16 protein-coding genes and 1 riboswitch are annotated in these 16,973 nt (G+C 57.8%); of the genes, 6 read left to right on the top strand and 10 right to left on the bottom strand.

What is annotated here, in order from left to right; all coding sequences use genetic code 11:
- Nucleotides 1-7 precede the first annotated feature (7 nt).
- The 7 genes from AC6I8P_RS02775 to nudF form a co-directional block, all read right to left on the bottom strand.
- Nucleotides 8-2,131 carry an Ig-like domain-containing protein gene (locus tag AC6I8P_RS02775; RefSeq protein WP_394521361.1) on the bottom strand — a complete coding sequence of 708 codons (2,124 nt, stop codon included), beginning with the start codon at nucleotides 2,129-2,131 and terminating at the stop codon, nucleotides 8-10.
- A gap of 258 nt (nucleotides 2,132-2,389) precedes the next feature.
- Nucleotides 2,390-3,289 carry a LysR substrate-binding domain-containing protein gene (locus tag AC6I8P_RS02770; protein WP_058776526.1) on the bottom strand — a complete coding sequence of 300 codons (900 nt, stop codon included), beginning with the start codon at nucleotides 3,287-3,289 and terminating at the stop codon, nucleotides 2,390-2,392.
- 271 nt (nucleotides 3,290-3,560) lie between these two features.
- Nucleotides 3,561-5,456 (bottom strand): DNA topoisomerase IV subunit B, encoded by a 1,896-nt coding sequence (gene parE / locus AC6I8P_RS02765; protein WP_021509608.1) that lies wholly within the window; start codon nucleotides 5,454-5,456, stop codon nucleotides 3,561-3,563.
- 46 nt (nucleotides 5,457-5,502) lie between these two features.
- On the bottom strand, nucleotides 5,503-6,084 hold the full coding sequence (yqiA, locus tag AC6I8P_RS02760) for an esterase YqiA (protein WP_058771368.1): 582 nt from the start codon (nucleotides 6,082-6,084) through the stop codon (nucleotides 5,503-5,505).
- 3 nt (nucleotides 6,085-6,087) lie between these two features.
- Nucleotides 6,088-6,915 carry a 3',5'-cyclic-AMP phosphodiesterase gene (gene cpdA, locus AC6I8P_RS02755; protein ID WP_136547119.1) on the bottom strand — a complete coding sequence of 276 codons (828 nt, stop codon included), beginning with the start codon at nucleotides 6,913-6,915 and terminating at the stop codon, nucleotides 6,088-6,090.
- Nucleotides 6,916-6,979: 64 nt separating this feature from the next.
- A complete protein-coding gene (locus AC6I8P_RS02750) occupies nucleotides 6,980-7,405 on the bottom strand; it encodes a DUF1249 family protein (RefSeq protein WP_021509611.1) in 426 nt (141 codons plus the stop codon).
- A complete protein-coding gene (gene nudF / locus AC6I8P_RS02745) occupies nucleotides 7,402-8,037 on the bottom strand; it encodes an ADP-ribose diphosphatase (RefSeq protein WP_021509612.1) in 636 nt (211 codons plus the stop codon). The genes AC6I8P_RS02750 and nudF overlap by 4 nt, the downstream gene beginning before the upstream one ends.
- Nucleotides 8,038-8,250: 213 nt before the next feature.
- Here nudF and tolC point away from each other — a divergent pair, with 213 nt between their 5' ends.
- The 3 genes from tolC to AC6I8P_RS02730 all read left to right on the top strand — a co-directional run bounded on the left by tolC (nucleotide 8,251) and on the right by AC6I8P_RS02730 (nucleotide 11,711).
- Nucleotides 8,251-9,723 carry an outer membrane channel protein TolC gene (tolC, locus tag AC6I8P_RS02740; protein WP_058776524.1) on the top strand — a complete coding sequence of 491 codons (1,473 nt, stop codon included), beginning with the start codon at nucleotides 8,251-8,253 and terminating at the stop codon, nucleotides 9,721-9,723.
- A gap of 141 nt (nucleotides 9,724-9,864) precedes the next feature.
- Nucleotides 9,865-10,539 (top strand): DUF1190 family protein, encoded by a 675-nt coding sequence (locus tag AC6I8P_RS02735; RefSeq protein WP_021509614.1) that lies wholly within the window; start codon nucleotides 9,865-9,867, stop codon nucleotides 10,537-10,539.
- An 8-nt stretch (nucleotides 10,540-10,547) separates the two neighbouring features.
- Nucleotides 10,548-11,711, top strand: a complete 1,164-nt coding sequence (locus AC6I8P_RS02730) for a glutathionylspermidine synthase family protein (RefSeq protein WP_021509615.1) — start codon at nucleotides 10,548-10,550, stop codon at nucleotides 11,709-11,711.
- A 35-nt stretch (nucleotides 11,712-11,746) separates the two neighbouring features.
- Here the strand turns inward: AC6I8P_RS02730 and ygiD are convergent, their stop codons facing one another.
- Nucleotides 11,747-12,517 (bottom strand): 4,5-DOPA-extradiol-dioxygenase, encoded by a 771-nt coding sequence (ygiD, locus tag AC6I8P_RS02725; RefSeq protein WP_370445707.1) that lies wholly within the window; start codon nucleotides 12,515-12,517, stop codon nucleotides 11,747-11,749.
- A gap of 210 nt (nucleotides 12,518-12,727) precedes the next feature.
- Here ygiD and zupT point away from each other — a divergent pair, with 210 nt between their 5' ends.
- Entirely contained in the window at nucleotides 12,728-13,495 is a 768-nt protein-coding gene (zupT, locus tag AC6I8P_RS02720; protein ID WP_021509618.1) for a zinc transporter ZupT, read from the top strand.
- A 144-nt stretch (nucleotides 13,496-13,639) separates the two neighbouring features.
- The gene (locus tag AC6I8P_RS02715) at nucleotides 13,640-14,023 is read left to right on the top strand and encodes a cell wall hydrolase (RefSeq protein ID WP_021509619.1); all 384 of its coding nucleotides are present in this window, start codon (nucleotides 13,640-13,642) and stop codon (nucleotides 14,021-14,023) included.
- A gap of 53 nt (nucleotides 14,024-14,076) precedes the next feature.
- Here the strand turns inward: AC6I8P_RS02715 and ribB are convergent, their stop codons facing one another.
- Nucleotides 14,077-14,733 carry a 3,4-dihydroxy-2-butanone-4-phosphate synthase gene (ribB, locus tag AC6I8P_RS02710; RefSeq protein WP_010618704.1) on the bottom strand — a complete coding sequence of 219 codons (657 nt, stop codon included), beginning with the start codon at nucleotides 14,731-14,733 and terminating at the stop codon, nucleotides 14,077-14,079.
- A gap of 109 nt (nucleotides 14,734-14,842) precedes the next feature.
- Nucleotides 14,843-14,992, bottom strand: a riboswitch (FMN riboswitch).
- 171 nt (nucleotides 14,993-15,163) lie between these two features.
- Between ribB and ubiK the strand changes: the two genes are divergently transcribed.
- Nucleotides 15,164-15,469: a ubiquinone biosynthesis accessory factor UbiK gene (gene ubiK / locus AC6I8P_RS02705; protein WP_010618705.1), complete on the top strand. Its 306-nt coding sequence runs from the start codon at nucleotides 15,164-15,166 to the stop codon at nucleotides 15,467-15,469.
- A 39-nt stretch (nucleotides 15,470-15,508) separates the two neighbouring features.
- Here ubiK and hldE read toward each other — a convergent pair whose 3' ends face one another.
- Complete coding sequence (gene hldE / locus AC6I8P_RS02700) at nucleotides 15,509-16,933, bottom strand: bifunctional D-glycero-beta-D-manno-heptose-7-phosphate kinase/D-glycero-beta-D-manno-heptose 1-phosphate adenylyltransferase HldE (RefSeq protein ID WP_021509620.1); 1,425 nt, start codon at nucleotides 16,931-16,933, stop codon at nucleotides 15,509-15,511.
- Nucleotides 16,934-16,973: the final 40 nt, after the last annotated feature.

Here is a 16,973-nt window from a genome sequence, read left to right as displayed (position 1 = left end):
AGATAAATTAGAATTGTTCGATTTCGTTCTGTAAGAACAGCGCATCTGATTGGGAATTATTTTCAGCTATCACACCACTCTGGCTTTCCTGATTATTCCAGTCATTAAACGCATCGTTATTAAGCTGCAGTAATTCCGCATTAATCGGCTGCGGCTGATCGTCGGCCTCATTGAACAGTTCATGATTGTCCAGGGAAAGCAGAGCGGAAATATCAAGACCGGCCAGCTCAAGCGCATTAATCTCCGGCGGCGGCGGTGGAATGGTGTCGACTTCCACTTCATAAATGTCCGTTTTGCCGGTCACTTCGCCATCGCTGGAGAACACGCCGCGCAGTTGATAAACATCATCCGCCAGATCCGGCGTCGTCAGCTCCCATTTGCCGTCAGCCCCAATCGTGGTAGTGAAGCTGTAGCTGTTCTCGAGACCGACAATGTAGATGGTTACCAGTTCACCCGGCACGCCTTTACCGGCCACAATGATGCTCGGATCGTTCATCGCGCCGCCGTTTTCGATTGGCGTACGCACGCCGGCGTCGTTGTTGTCTTTAAAGATATGCTCAATCATGCCAGAAACCGGAACGTCCGGATCGGGCAGGCCGTCGACAGGATCAGGATCGCCCGGCACTTGCGTGTCGCCTTCAAACCCAATAGTGACCTTTTCTGAGGCCGGCGATTCGTTACCGGCCGGATCGCGCACCACGATTTCCAGCTCGTGCTCGCCCGGTTTCAGATTGTTTTCTGGCGTGAAGGTCCACTTGCCGTCTTCTACAATCACCGAACCAATGGGCTTGCCGTTGTCGATAATCACCACGATATCGCCATCTTCACCGGTGCCTTCCAGCGTCGGACGCAGATCTTTTGTGGTGGAACCGTCTTCCAGCGGATTACCTTCGCTGTCTTTGATCACGCCAATGCCCGGATTTTCCGGCGCCACGGTGTCCACATCAACGATGAACGGATCGGATGGCAGAGATTTGTTACCCACCTGATCGACCACCACGATGCTCAGCTCGTGTCGCCCATCCTGCAGCGCCGGAGCCGTAAAGGTCCAGTTACCCTCGGCGTCCACCTTTGCGGTGCCCAGCTTCACGCCATCGTTCCAGATTTCTACCGTCGAGCCCGCTTCAGCTTTACCGGTCAGCGTTGGCGTATTGTCTTTCGTCACGCCGCCTTTTTCGATCAGCACCGGCGGATCCTGCATATCGTCCATCACGCTGCCGATGGTGCCTTTGGCTGGTGCAGTCAGATCGATGATGAATTCCCACGGATCGCTCTCTTCACCCACCACGCCTTCGGCGTTACGCTCGGCGGTAACGATGCTGTGATTGCCAGCCGCCAGCGGTTTTTCCGGCGTAAAGGTCCAGTTACCCTCGTCATCCACCAGCACTTCACCCAGCAGCGTCTCACCATCCCATATTTCAATGGTATTGCCTGGCGTACCGGTGCCGTTGAAGGTGGGCATGGTGTCGTCGGTGCGGCCGCCATTTGCTACCGAACCGGTTACGTCGCCGATATCATCAATCACATCGCTGATGGTGGGCTTGCTGATATCGCCGCCGCCGCTGCCACCGCCGCCTTCACCTTTGCCGCTGTGGCTGCCGTCGTTATTGTCGTAGTGGTGTTTCGCCGCGACATAGCCGAGGCCTGCCGCTGCCGCGATAGCCGCCAGGCCACCCAGCGCAATCAGCGCCGGCGACCATTCAAAGCCGCTGGCCAGTGCGTAGCCGGAATTATCATCAACGCTGCCTTCACCCAGCGCCAGCGCGGTGGTTTCGCCGTCGGCCAGCGCGGCCGCTTCGTGGTCGGCATTGCCGTCCGTCGCGACGTAAGCGTGCATTTCGCCGTCTTCCGCTTTACCCACTAAGGTGCCGGATTTAGCGAAGAAATCTTCGATAATCAGATCCGGCTTGCTGGCGTCTGAGCCTTCCAGCATCACCAGCAGGTTTTTCCCTGCGCGTTTAACGGTGATGTTTTCAGGCGCGGTGCCGTCCTGGTTCTGCGTCAGCAGATATTTACCGTTGGTAATTGCCTGAATCTTCACTGCTTTGCCGTCTTTACCGGCGCGCAGCACTTCCGCTTTGGTTATGGTTTTCTTATCGATAACCGCCACACTTACGGGTGAAACGTTCATGATTCTTCCTTCCGTCGATTAATTTTGACTGCGCGTTTGCAGGCAAGCGCCGCAATCTCCCTGGCTCTGCCCACGGGTGGGCTCAAAGTTGCGACATAATCCGGAAAGAGATAAATCCGAGACATAAGAAATGTCCCGTTAGGAAAAAATTCTTAAATGGGCGGCCGAAAGATAGCTAAATCATTAACCGATTGAATTAAAGCGTTTTTATCGATGAGGGCAGAACATAACAGGAAAGGTTATTCAAACAGAACAGGACTATAACAGATGATTTTCCTGAATTTTTTCCCGTAAAAAATCCAGAAAACAGGTGATGCGGGAACTGAGCGACTGGTTGCGATAGTACACCGCGTGAATCGGCAGGCGCAGTTCGCGCGTGTCATTTTCCAGCACCTGCACCAGCCGGCCGCTGGCGCGATCCTCGCGGCTGACAAAATCCGATAGCCGCACAATGCCCTGCCCGGCCAGCGCCAGCTGGCGCAGGGTTTCGCCGCTCGACGCGCACAGCGTGGGTTTGATGCGCAAAAACTCGCCTTCACGCTGCCATACCGGCCAGACATTGTGCGCGTCCAGCTGGCTGAATCCCAGCAGCTGGTGCGTCAGCAGATCTTCCACGCTCTGCGGCGCGCCGGCTTTTTCCAGATAGGCCGGACTGGCCAGCAGGCGAATCGCGCTGCTGCCCAGCACGCGCGCGCGCAGCGTGGAGTCGCGCAGTTCACCAATGCGAATAGCGATATCAGTTTGCTGCTCAAGCAGGTCGATGACAATGTCATCGGTGTTCAGCTCCAGCTGAATTTGCGGATAGCGCGCGCAAAATTCGGCAACCAACGGCACGATAACATGCAGGGTAAATGGCGTATTGGCGTTGACGCGCAGCCGTCCGGAGGGAATGTCGCGCCGCTGCGCGATATGCTCTTCGGCCTGCTCCACCGACGCGAGGATTTGCCGCGCGTGATCGAGAAAAATCAGCCCCTCTTCGGTCAGCGCCAGGCGACGCGTGGTGCGGTGCAGCAGTGTGGTTTGCAGTTTGCTTTCGAGGCGGCTCAGCGCCCGGCTGATGCCGGAGCTGGTTTGATCCAGCTGTTCCGCTGCGGCGGTAATCGAACCGGTGTCCACCACCGCGACCCAGGCGCGTAACTCTTCCAGTGTGATTTTCACTCTTCCTACCTCAGCGCATTGCTACTTCGAGACCGGTCTTAGCCTCGTTCTCACGGCTGCTGAGGTAGATTGCTCCACGTTCAGCAGCGGCAGGATACCACAATGCAGCAAAACGCAGGGATTATCGCTGACCCGGGTCAGCAGGCGGCCTGGTTATGCCGCGCACACGCGGTTTTTATTAACGGACATGCGGCGATGGGATAGATCGGGACGGGCAGCGATAGCGCGTGTTGCCGGCATAAAAAAGGGACGCCGCAGCGTCCCGTTTGCATCACACTTCGAGGTCGGCGAGGTCGCCTTTTTCCTGTAGCCAGTTGCGGCGGTCTTCCGAGCGTTTCTTCGCCAGCAGCATGTCCATCATCCGTAACGTCTGCTCGACGTCTTCTTCGTCGACCGTCAGTTGCACCAGACGACGGGTATTGGGATCGAGCGTGGTTTCGCGCAGCTGCAGCGGGTTCATCTCACCCAGACCTTTAAAGCGCTGCACGTTCGGCTTGCCTTTTTTCCGCTTCAGCTGCTCCAGAACGCCCTCTTTTTCGTCTTCATCAAGCGCGTAATACACCTCTTTACCGAGGTCGATGCGGTACAGCGGCGGCATCGCCACATAGACGTGGCCCTGCTGCACCAGCGAGCGGAAGTGCCTCACAAACAGCGCGCACAGCAGCGTGGCAATGTGCAGGCCGTCAGAGTCGGCATCCGCGAGGATACAGATTTTGCCGTAGCGCAGCTGGCTGAGATCTTCACTGTCCGGATCGATACCGATCGCCACCGAAATATCATGCACTTCCTGCGACGCCAGCACTTCGTCCGACGACACTTCCCAGGTGTTGAGGATCTTGCCTTTCAGCGGCATGATCGCCTGATATTCACGGTCGCGCGCCTGCTTGGCGGAGCCGCCCGCAGAATCCCCTTCCACCAGGAACAGTTCGGTTTTATTCAGATCCTGCGCGGTACAGTCGGCCAGCTTGCCGGGCAGCGCCGGTCCGCTGGTCAGCTTTTTACGCACCACCTTTTTCGCCGCGCGCATACGACGCTGTGCGCTGGAGATCGCCAGCTCGGCCAGCATTTCGGCAGCCTGCACGTTCTGGTTGAGCCACAGGCTGAAGGCATCTTTCACTACCGCCGAGACAAACGCCGCGCACTGGCGTGAGGAGAGACGCTCTTTGGTCTGTCCGGCAAACTGCGGATCCTGCATTTTGACCGACAGCACGTAGGCGCAGCGATCCCAGATATCCTCCGCCGACAGCTTCACGCCGCGCGGCAGAATATTGCGGTATTCACAGAATTCGCGCATCGCGTCGAGCAAGCCCTGACGCAGGCCGTTAACGTGCGTTCCGCCCTGCATGGTTGGGATCAGGTTGACGTAGCTTTCGGTCAGCAGCTCGCCGCCCTCCGGCAGCCACAGCAGCGCCCAGTCGACCGCCTCCACATCGCCGGCAAAGCTGCCGACAAACGGTTTTTCCGGCAGCGTTGGCAGGCCGTTCACCGCTTCGCTCAGGTAATCCGTCAGGCCATCCTGATACAGCCAGGTTTGCTCGGTATCGTTCACCTTGTCTTTAAAGACAATTTCGACGCCCGGGCACAGCACCGCTTTGGCTTTCAGCAGGTGCTTGAGGCGGGAGACCGAGAAGCGCGGGCTGTCGAAGAAGCTTTCGTCTGGCCAGAAGTGAACGCTGGTGCCGGTGTTACGTTTGCCTACCGTACCAATCACCGCCAGATCCTGCACTTTATCGCCGTTTTCGAAGGCGATCTGGTAAATCTCACCGTTGCGGCGCACCGTGACTTCCACACGCTTCGACAGGGCGTTGACCACCGAAATCCCCACGCCGTGCAGGCCGCCGGAGAACTGGTAGTTTTTGTTGGAGAATTTACCGCCGGCGTGCAGGCGACAGAGAATCAGTTCGACCGCTGGCACGCCCTCTTCCGGGTGGATATCGACGGGCATACCACGGCCATCATCGATCACTTCCAGCGACTGATCGGCGTGCAGGATGACTTCCACGCGTTTGGCGTGACCGGCCAGCGCCTCATCGACGCTGTTATCGATCACTTCCTGGCCCAGATGGTTAGGGCGTGTGGTATCGGTGTACATGCCCGGACGGCGACGTACCGGTTCGAGGCCGGTTAAAACCTCAATGGCGTCAGCATTATAGCTAGATTGGCTCATCGTAACAGTCTGATTAGCAATAGGAAAATGGGCCCATCCCGCAGCATCAGGGAGTATTCAGTCCCAGAAAATCAATCATCTGCGCAAAATGGCGTTCGAATCCGATATAGGCATGATTGCCGCCCTCTTCTACCGTCTGACGGCACGCGCTGTAGTAATCCAGCGCCTGGCGATAGTCGAGCACTTCATCGCCGGTTTGTTGCAGCAGCCAGAGTAGATCGGGCGCTTCCAGAGGGTCAATCTGCATCACTTTCAGATCGTAAATGTGGCGAGACTCTAACACATATTGCTGGCCGGTGTAGGGATTCCGGTTTTCACCCAGATAATCCACCAGCAGTTCAAACGGCCGCACCGCCGGATTCACCACCACCGCCGGCAGCATGAAACACTGCGACAGCCAGGTGGCAAAATAACCACCGAGCGATGACCCCACCAGCCCGAGCGGTTCCCCGGCATACTGCATCACCAACTCTTCCAGCAGCGCAGCAGCCTCAGCGGGAAAAGTCGGCAGCTGCGGCACCAGCACCTCAATGTGCGGATGCTGCGCCTGACACCACTGCTGTAACTGCGTCGCTTTAGCCGACTGCGGTGAGCTGTTGAATCCGTGCAGATAAATCAGCGCCGCCATGGTTTAGTAGCCCTCGGAATCCAGATCCGGACGGAACAGATCGCTCTGCAGACGATTCACTTCGGTGTGCAGCGTGCCATCCGCCTGCAGCGTCAGCCAGCGCCAGCCGGGCGCCACGGTATCAATGGTGAAGTTGGTGCAGTGCGGTTTGAACTGGACGCAGGTCGAAGGCGACGCCAGTACGCGGCGGCCGTGCCAGTCGAGATCCAGCTCCTGATGAATGTGGCCGCACACCAGGTGGCGCGCCAGCGGGAAGTTTTGCAGCACCGCATCCAGCTGATGCGGATTGCGCAGGCTGTGCTGGTCAAGCCAGGTACAGCCAGAGGCCAGCGGATGATGGTGCAGCAGCACCAGCGTGTAGCGTTCGGGGAACTGACGCAGCGTGCGGTCCAGCCACTCCAGCTGATAGTCGCTCAGCATGCCGTGCGGCACGCCAAAAACCTGGCTGTCCAGCAACACCAGCTGCCAGTGCTCGCCGAGCAGCACATGCTTGTCCGCGGCGATGCCGGCCTGTGCCAGCGTATCCACCATCGCTGGCTGAAAATCGTGATTGCCCGGCAGCCAGACGCACGGCTTCGGCAGACGCGCAATGCCCGCAACAAAATGCTGATAAGCTTCGACGGTGTGATCCTGGGCGAGATCGCCAGTGGCGATAATCAGATCGTAATCGCGCTGTTGCGCCGCGATGGCGTCCAGCACCGCATCAAAACTCGACCAGGTATTCACTCCAAGCAGCGATTGATGTTTTCCCGCGAAAAGATGGGTATCCGTAATTTGTAAAATCCTGATATCGGACCCATTTGCCGCAGGAAGAGTTAGCAGGCTATCCAAAGCGTTTCCTTTCTCTCCACGCTATCGTTGCGTTATATACCCGTGCGGATTCAGGGTATCGCTATCAGCACACCGGCACGGCCATCGCGCCGTGCGCCAGGCAGTACCGCAACCAGTCGGCAAGGAACTGGTTAATCTGATGTTTTTCATCGCGCTGATGCAATTTTTTATTAGGATAATCATAGCGCGCTTTGAAGCGATAGATCTGCTGAGTGGAACACACTTCAGCCACCATCGCATCATGGTAGAGCCGCACCGACATGGACGGCAGGCTCCAGTAGCTCACTGCGGGTGCCACCTGGCGGATCTCCACCAGCGTGGTATAGCGCGTCGACTCTTCAATAGTCAGCTGATAACTGGCGCCGTTCACCTGATACATCACCGACGCACCTGCCTCGTCACTGCGCGGCAGCAGGCGGCGCAGCTGAGCGAAATTGGTTTCGCACAGACGCATCATTTCGGGGAAATCAGGGGTATAGCGCTGTTTCATGTTGGCTTCCACTCTTCTCTTAGTTTCTCATGGTGCAACGCCAGCCATTGCAGAGCGATGACAGATGCCGCGTTATCAATAATCCCCTCTTCCACCCAGCGATAAGCCTGTTCGCGGCTTACCACATGCACAAGAATATCCTCATTCTCTTCCTCCAGCCCGTGATTTCCCTCTGCCTGGCTGGCATCCACTTCGCCCACCAGCACCGACAAACGCTCAGAGGTTCCGCCGGGGCTGGCTAAGTAATTCACTATCGGTTTGACGCGGCCAACCTTGAGGCCAGCCTCTTCGACCGCTTCACGACGCACCACATCTTCCGGCGTTTCACCCGGTTCAATGATGCCGGCCACCATCTCCAGCAGCCAGGGCGTGGCGCTGGAATCATAGGCCGGGATGCGGATCTGTTCGATCAGCACTACTTCGTCGCGCAGGGGATCATAGGGTAGCAGCACGGCAGCGTGTCCGCGCTCAAAAACTTCGCGCACCACTTCACCGCTCATGTCGCCATTGAAACGGCGGTGGCGGAAGCGGTAACTGACGATGGAAAAAAAACCATCGTAGCGAGTATCGCGTGCAATAATTTCTACATCGTTTTTTGTGAAAGTCACAGGGGATTTTTTTTCACCCGCCATCATCTGGTTCCTTATGCAGATTGGGATGGAGCGAAGAAAAGCCAACCCTTGTGCTCCGTCCGAGTGGTTCTTTCTGAATTATTTACGTAAATTAGGGGGAGAAGGCACGTTCAGCCAACTTATCTCTGACGCCGCCTCTGTAGAATCGGCGATTATTTTTTGGCTTACCTGCAGCACACTCTCTGTGCATTTGCTGCAACACAAGGAATGCAAATGAAAAAACTGCTCCCACTTTTTATTGGACTGAGCCTGGGCGGTTTCAGCCTTGCCAGCCAGGCAGAAAACCTGTTGCAGGTCTACCAGCAGGCGCGCCTCAGCAACCCGGATCTGCGTGCTTCAGCCGCCGATCGCGACGCTGCTTTTGAGAAAATTAACGAAGCGCGTAGCCCGTTGCTGCCGCAGCTGGGTCTGGGTGCAGATTATACCTATAACAGCGGCTATCGCGACAACAGCGGTCTCCATTCCAACACGACCAGCGCCTCGCTGCAATTAACGCAAACGATTTTCGACATGTCGAAATGGCGTGCGCTGACGCTGCAGGAAAAAACGGCCGGCATTCAGGACGTTACTTATCAGGTAGCGCAGCAGGATCTGATCCTGAACACCGCAACCGCCTATTTCAACGTGCTGAAGGCCATTGATACGCTTTCTTACACTGAAGCGCAGAAACAGTCGATCTACCGCGAGCTGGATCAGACCACCCAGCGTTTTAACGTCGGTCTGGTGGCCATCACCGATGTGCAGAACGCCCGTGCTCAATACGATAGCGTGCTGGCCAACGAAGTAACCGCGCGTAACGATCTGGATAACGCGGTGGAATCGCTGCGTCAGATCACCGGCATGGATTATCTGTCGCTAGCGTCACTGAATATCGATCGTTTCAAAACGGCGCGTCCGGAAGCGGTGTCCAGTCTGCTGAAACAGGCTGAGAGCCGTAACCTCAACCTGCTGTCTGCCCGTCTGAGCCAGGATCTGGCGCGTGAGCAGATTCGCTCCGCCGAGTCCGGCCACATGCCGACGCTGGATCTGACCGCTTCTACCGGTCTGTCGAACAGCAAATACGGCGGCAGTCGCGCTAATCAGAGCGCCGGTACCACTGATTCAATCACGGGCTCCAACCAGGTTGGCCTGAGCTTCTCACTGCCTCTGTACAGCGGCGGTTCAGTGACCTCGCAGGTGAAACAGGCGCAGTATAACTTTGTCGCCGCCAGCGAGCAGCTGGAAGGCGCGCATCGTAGCGCGATCCAGACCGTCCGTTCTTCGTTCAATAACGTGAACGCTTCGATCAGCAGCATCGACGCTTACAAACAGTCGGTTATCTCGGCGCAGAGCTCATTAGATGCCTCGGAAGCCGGTTATCAGGTGGGTACGCGTACCATCGTTGATGTGTTAGACGCGACCACCACGCTGTTTAACGCTAAACAGCAGCTGTCGAATGCGCGTTACAGCTACCTGATCAACCAGCTGAACATCAAATATGCGCTGGGCACGCTGAACGAGCAGGATCTGCAGCAGCTGAACAGCACGCTGGGCAAAGAAGTGACGACCTCGCCAGAAGTGGTCGCGCCGGAAAACAGCCAGCAGGCCGCGCGCGTGGATAACGGCCCGAAAGCGACCTCCGCTTCCGCCGCCGCTCAGGCCCGTCCGGCCGCGGCACGTAACAGTGCCAATCCTTTCGCTAATTAAGCCTTCAAGGGGCCGCTTGCGGCCCCTTTCGCATTCAAACGTATAACAACGTAAAGATCCCCTTGCCACCCGGCTTCCCGCTTCATTTTCCACCACTCATCACCTATCCTAAGCCCCACCTTTGGGCACAGGATGAAGATAATGAAACGGACAAAAAATATTCGTCATGCCGCTTTCCGTAAAAGCTGGCAGGCACGCCATTTAACGCCGGTCGCACTGGCGGTCACCGCCGTGTTTATGCTGGCAGGCTGCGAACAGAGCGATGAAACGGTTTCGATGTACCAGAACGCCGATGATTGTGCGAAAGCCAATCCGGGCCAAAGCGCCCAGTGCACCACCGCTTACAACAACGCGCTGAAAGAGGCTGAGCGCACCGCGCCAAAATACGCCACGCGTGAAGATTGCGTCGCGGAATTCGGCGAAAACCAGTGTCAGCAAACCCCGGCACAGGCGGGCGTCGGTACCACGGCGAACAACGCTGAAGCGCAGCAGAGCGGCAGCTTCTGGATGCCTCTGATGGCCGGCTACATGATGGGTCGTCTGATGGGCGGCGGTGCCGGCTTTGCGCAGCAGCCGCTGTTCTCGCCAAAAACCCCTAACAGCCCGGCAAACGGCCAGTTTGTTGATGCTTCCGGTAAGAACTACGGTGCGGCCACCTCCGGCCGGACGGTAAACGTGCCGAAAACCGCGCTGGCGCCGAAACCGGCCACTACGTCCACCATCACCCGTGGCGGCTTTGGTGAGACGGTAGCCAAACAGAACACCATGCAGCGTAGCAGTGCCACCAGCACCGGCAGCCGCTCGCTGGGAGGCTAAGCCCGCGCATGCAACGTATTGCTATCAGCGAACGTCCGAACTGGCGCGAAAAGGCGACCGAGTACGGCTTTCAGTTTCACACCATGTATGGCGAACCCTACTGGTGCGAAGACGCTTATTACCAGTTTACGCTGGCGCAAATTGAACAGCTGGAAGCGGCCACCGCCGAACTGCACCAGATGTGCCTGCAGGCGGTCGAAAAAGTGGTGAACAGCGAAGCGCTGCTCACCCGTTTCTGTATTCCGAAACACACCTGGGACTTCGTGCGCGAATCCTGGCAGCAGCGTCAGCCGTCGCTCTATTCACGTCTCGATCTGGCGTGGGATGGCACAGGCGAGATCAAGCTGCTGGAGAACAACGCCGATACGCCAACCTCGCTGTACGAAGCGGCGTTTTTCCAGTGGATCTGGCTGGAGGATCAGCTCAACGCCGGCAACCTGCCGCAGGGCAGCGATCAATTCAACAGCCTGCAAGAGCAGTTGATTGAGCGCTTCGCCACGCTGCACCAGCAGCACGGTTTTAACTGGCTGCACTTTGCCTGCTGTCGCGATACGGAAGAGGATCGCGCCACGGTACAGTATCTGCAGGATTGCGCCACTGAAGCCGGTCTGCCGAGTGAATTTCTCTACATTGATGAGATCGGGCTGGGCGAAAAAGGTCAGTTTACCGATCAGCACGATCAGGTGATCAGTAACCTGTTCAAGCTCTATCCGTGGGAATTCATGCTGCGCGAGATGTTCTCGACCAAGCTGGCCGATGCCGGCGTGCGCTGGCTGGAGCCGGCGTGGAAAAGCATTCTCTCCAACAAAGCGCTGCTGCCGCTGCTGTGGGAGATGTTCCCCAACCATCCTAACCTGCTGCCCGCCTGGTTTGCCGATGATGCCAGCGCGCCGCAGATGGAAAAATATGTGGTGAAACCGCTGTTTTCCCGCGAAGGTGCCAATATCACCATCGTGGAAAACGGTCAGGAAATCGCGCGCGCCGATGGCCCTTATGGCGAAGAGGGCATGATCGTCCAGCAGTTCTGGCCGCTGCCGAAGTTTGGCGACAGCTATACGCTGATTGGCAGCTGGCTGATTGACGATCAGCCTGCCGGTATCGGTCTGCGCGAAGATCGTGCGCTGATCACCCAGGATCTGTCGCGTTTCTATCCGCACACATTTATTGAGTAATGCACGTGCCGCCCGGTCTGCGGGCGGCACAGGTGTCAGCCAACCTGCACTGACAGCATACTGATCGAACCCATCTCCATGCCTTCCACCGGGATGCTCACCGCCTCACCTTCAGCTCGCGCGCCGAGAATATACAGCAGCGGCAGATAGTGCTCCGGCGTCGGGTTAGCCAGCTGCGCGCCTTCATGCTGCTGATAATTCACCAGCGGATGCTGCGCCGCCTCGCCTTCATAGTCCAGATTATCGCGCACAAACTGGTTGAAGCTCTCCGCCCACGGATAAGCGCTTTCCGCACCCTGCCAGCGAATCATGCGCAGGTTATGCACCACGTTGCCGCTGGCCACCAGCATCACACCTTCGTCACGCAGCGCCGCCAGTTTACGTCCCAGCGCAAAATGCCACGCCGCCGGCTGGGTGCCATCGATGCTGAGCTGAATCAACGGAATGTCCGCTTGTGGATACATCTTCGCCAGCACGCCCCACGAGCCGTGATCAAAGCCCCACTGCTGATCGGCCTGCACCGCCACCGGCGCCAGCAGATCGATAACGCGCTGTGCCAGCGCTGGCGAACCCGGCGCCGGATAGCGCACGTCGAACAGCGCCTGCGGGAAGCCACCAAAATCATGGATGGTGCGCGGATTGCTCATCGCCGTCACCGCCGTGCCGCGCGTGTACCAGTGCGCCGAGATGGCGAGAATAGCGCGCGGACGCGGCAGGGTTTCGCCCAGCTGCTGCCATACGCGGGTATAACGGTTGTCTTCTAATACGTTCATCGGGCTGCCGTGGCCGAGAAACAGAGCGGGCATGCGGGTCATTATTCATCCTCTGGCGTCGGGATCGCGTTAATGACTGTCACGATACGCGCTTTCGCCAGGGGAAAAACGCTGATAAGCGTGATGATGTTTATCAGCAAATTTGAACAAGATTTTGCCGACATAACTTTACGCTAAATAACTCGATATTTTATGGGGTTAACTATATTGTAACTGGTAATCATTATCATTAAGGAGCCCATTATGTCAGTACCTTTGCTGCTAACCATCCTGGCTGGCGGTGCCACCTTCGTCGGCGCTATTTTTGGCGTGCTCGGTCAAAAGCCGTCGAACCGCGTACTGGCCTTTGCGCTCGGCTTTGCCGCCGGCATCATGTTGCTGATTTCCCTGATGGAGATGCTGCCCGCCGCGCTGCATGCGGAAGGGATGTCGCCGGTGCTTGGCTACGGCATGTTCATGCTCGGCTTACTGGGTTATTTCGCCATGGATCGCCTGCTGCCGCACCAGCATCCGCAGGACCTGATGGCGGTCAATCGCCGCCCCACCAACCTGAAACGCACCGCGATCCTGCTGACGCTCGGTATCAGCCTGCATAACTTTCCCGAAGGCATTGCCACCTTTGTCACCGCCAGCAGCGACATGGAACTGGGGCTGGGCATCGCGCTGGCCGTCGCGATCCATAATATTCCGGAAGGGCTGGCGGTGGCCGGACCGATGTACGCCGCCACCGGCTCGAAAGCCAAAGCGCTGTTCTGGGCCTGCCTGTCCGGCATGGCGGAGATTCTTGGTGGCATCATCGCCTTTCTGCTGCTGGGGCCGGCGGTCTCACCGGTGATGATTGCGGCGATTATGGCGGCGGTGGCGGGCATTATGGTGGCGCTGTCCGTGGATGAACTGATGCCGCTGGCGCGCGAAATCGACCCGCATAACAATCCCAGCTACGGCGTACTGTGCGGCATGACGGTGATGGGCCTGAGCCTGACGTTGCTGCAAACCAGCGGGGTAGGCTGACGCGAGATTCGTCTCATTCATCACCACTTCGGCCTTATCTCTCAACGGGTTAGGCTTGTTAAGGCGTAGTCGAGACGGGTCTTGTTAACACCCGACGGCGGGCTCATTACACTCCACGCGACTCTTAGAAAGCAGTGGAGTGTTATGTTAATTCAGGGAGCCATTTTATGCCTGGCGATGAATATCTATCATGAAGCGCGCGGCGAACCGGTAAAGGGGCAGATTGCCGTCGGCACTGTCACCATGAACCGGGCTAACTGGGACGTCAAAGAGATCTGTCCGGTGGTGTACGCACCCAAACAGTTCTCCTGGACGTCTCTGCACAAACATCCCCATCGCCATCCGCCGCAGCATGACAAAAGCTGGCAGCGCGCGCAGCGCCTGGCCCAGCGGATTGTCGAGGGTAAGCTGGCGGATGTGACAAAGGGCGCGACCTTCTTTCATGCGCACAGCGCCAGACCGGCGTGGCGCCACGCCTTCCAGCGTACCGTGGTGATAGGTAATCACGTTTTTTACGCCAGCCGTTAATCATAAAAAAAGGCCGGATGCATCACATCCGGCCTTATTTATTTCACGTCGGCTTAACTGGCCTGACGGGTTTCATGCTGGCGGCGCCAGGCCACCAGGTCTTCAATGGTCACCACCGGCATGGCGTGCTGCTTCGCAAACGCAATCACTTCCGGCGCGTGCGCCATGCTGCCGTCATCATTGGTCAGTTCGCACAGCACACCCGCAGGTTTGAAGCCCGCCAGCGTCACCAGATCGAGCGTCGCTTCGGTGTGGCCGCCGCGTGCCAGTACGCCGCCGTCGCGCGCGCGCAGCGGGAATACGTGGCCGGGACGATTCAGATCGGACGGTTTAGCGTCATCGGCAATCGCCGCGCGGATGGTGGTAATACGGTCGGAGGCCGATACGCCGGTCGTCACGCCGCTGGCCGCTTCAATAGTCACGGTGAAACCGGTGCCGTAAGAGCTGGTGTTGTTCTCTACCATCATCGGCAGATCCAGCTGCTGGCGGCGCGCTTCGTTAATGCACAGGCAGACAATGCCGCTGCCGTGACGAATGCTCAGCGCCATCTGTTCCACGGTCATGGTTTCGGCGGCGAAGATCATATCGCCTTCGTTTTCGCGATTTTCATCGTCCAGCACCATCACGCCGCGCCCGTTGCGCAGCGCATCAATGGCGCGTTCTACACGCTGTTCCGGCGTGCCAAATTCAGAAAGAAGCGTCTGATTCATGGTAAAAAAACCTTATTAATAAAATATGAGTTACCAGAACCAGGGCGAGCTTAGGAGTGCGTAGAAAACACATGGCAATAACGTGACGCGGGCGCAGCCCGGCTGATGTCGTTACCCTCTCCCATCCGGACTTTAACCGTCGGCCCCGGAATTACACCGGATCTGCTGACCTTTCACTGTACAGCGAAAGCGCTCGCGGGCTTTCAGCCGAAGCTGATTTACCGCCGGTGGGGAATTTCGCCCCGCCCTGAGAATAAGCGGAATTACTATAGCGCCAATCACCTGGTCGGGCAATCAACAAAAGTGCAAATGCTTTTGCACTTCATGCGTTGCGGATTTCGGGTTTAACCTTTTCGTTTCTGGCATTACACTTAATGCTTGATGAGTCGGAACACGCGCTGTTATCAGCCACCGTAACCAGGAAACAACCATGATCGACACGAAAAAAATTGAACAACTGGCGCGCCAGGTGCACGAAGCGATGCCAAAAGGTATTCGCGACTTTGGCGACGATGTGGAAAAGAAAATTCGTCAGGTATTGCAGGCGCAGTTAACCCGCATGGATCTGGTTAATCGTGAAGAGTTTGACGTGCAGACCCAGGTTTTGCTGCGCACGCGTGAAAAACTGGCGGCGCTGGAGCAGCGTCTGGCGAAGCTGGAAAGTGAAAGTCCGGCGGCCCCGGCTCCGGCGGTGATCACGCCAGATCCGGCAGGCAAAATCGATACGCCTCAATAAGGTTTACGCGGCGGGAGTTCGCTCCCGCCGGCTACGTGTTTACTGATTGCGAATGGTTTTGATGATGTTGGTGGTGGAGATACCGTCTTCAAAGTTGAGCACCCGCACGTCACCGCCGTTGGCCCACACCTCTTTACTGCCCGCGATATCTTCCGGCTTATAATCACCGCCTTTCACCAGCAGATCCGGCAGCACTTCGGCAATCAGCCGCTGTGGCGTATCCTCTTCAAACAGCACCACCCAGTCTACGGCTTCCAGCGCACCCAGCACGATCATGCGGTTTTCCTGCGGGTTCACCGGGCGGGTTTCGCCCTTAAGACGTTTGGTGGAAGCATCGCTGTTGACCGCCACGATCAGGCGATCGCCCAGTTTGCGCGCGTTGGCCAGGTAAGAGACATGGCCGGCGTGTAAAATGTCGAACACGCCGTTGGTCATTACTACTTTCTCACCGCGCTGGCGCGCCTGCGCCACCGCCACTTTCAGCTCGGCTTCGGTCATCACGCCAAAGCCGCTGTCCGGCCGCGCGTGAATCGCATTCTCCAGCTCCACGGTACTGACGGTTGAAGTCCCGAGCTTGCCGACCACCACGCCAGCCGCAGCATTGGCGAGGAAGCAGGCATCCTCCAGACTTTCACCGGCAGCCAGCACTGCGGCCAGCACGCCGATCACCGTATCGCCGGCACCGGTGACGTCATACACTTCCTGCGCCTGAGTGGGCAGATGCAGCGGCGCTTTGCCCGGCTGCAGCAGCGTCATCCCGTTTTCCGAACGCGTCACCAGCAGCGCGGAGAGATCGTAATCGGCAATCAGCTGCATACCGCGGCTGACAATCTCCTCTTCGCTTTTGCACTTGCCCACCACCGCTTCGAACTCGGACAGATTGGGCGTCAGCAGCGTCGCGCCGCGATAGCGTTCAAAATCGGTGCCTTTCGGGTCGATCAGTACAGGCACCTGCGCCGCACGCGCCAGCTGAATCATGGTCTGCACGCTGCTCAGCGCGCCTTTGGCATAATCAGACAGCACCAGCGCGCCCGCCTGTGCCAGCGACTGACGCAGGCGATCGTGAATCGGCTGCGGGTCGACCTGCTCAAAGCCCTCTTCAAAGTCGAGGCGAATCAGCTGCTGGTTGCGCGACAGCACGCGCAGCTTGGTGATGGTCGGATGGCTATCAAGGGCGACGAAATCGCACTCAACCTTCACCTGCGCCAGCGTTTCGCGCAGCACGCGCGCAGCGTCATCTGCACCGGTCAGGCCGATAAGGCGCGAGTCCGCACCGAGTGCAGCGATATTCATCGCCACGTTGGCCGCGCCGCCCGGACGCTCTTCAATGGTATCCACTTTAACCACCGGCACCGGGGCTTCCGGTGAGATCCGGCTGGTCGGGCCGTACCAGTAGCGGTCTAACATCACATCGCCGACAACCAGCACAGCGGCCTTGCCAAACGCGGGCAGTGTTACTTTCATGCAGAGACTCCAGACTTCAACGTTCAGTCAAAATAATGCG

The organism is gamma proteobacterium symbiont of Lampromicra miyakona (assembly GCF_059730895.1).
This window is presented reverse-complemented; position numbering and strand designations above follow the sequence as displayed.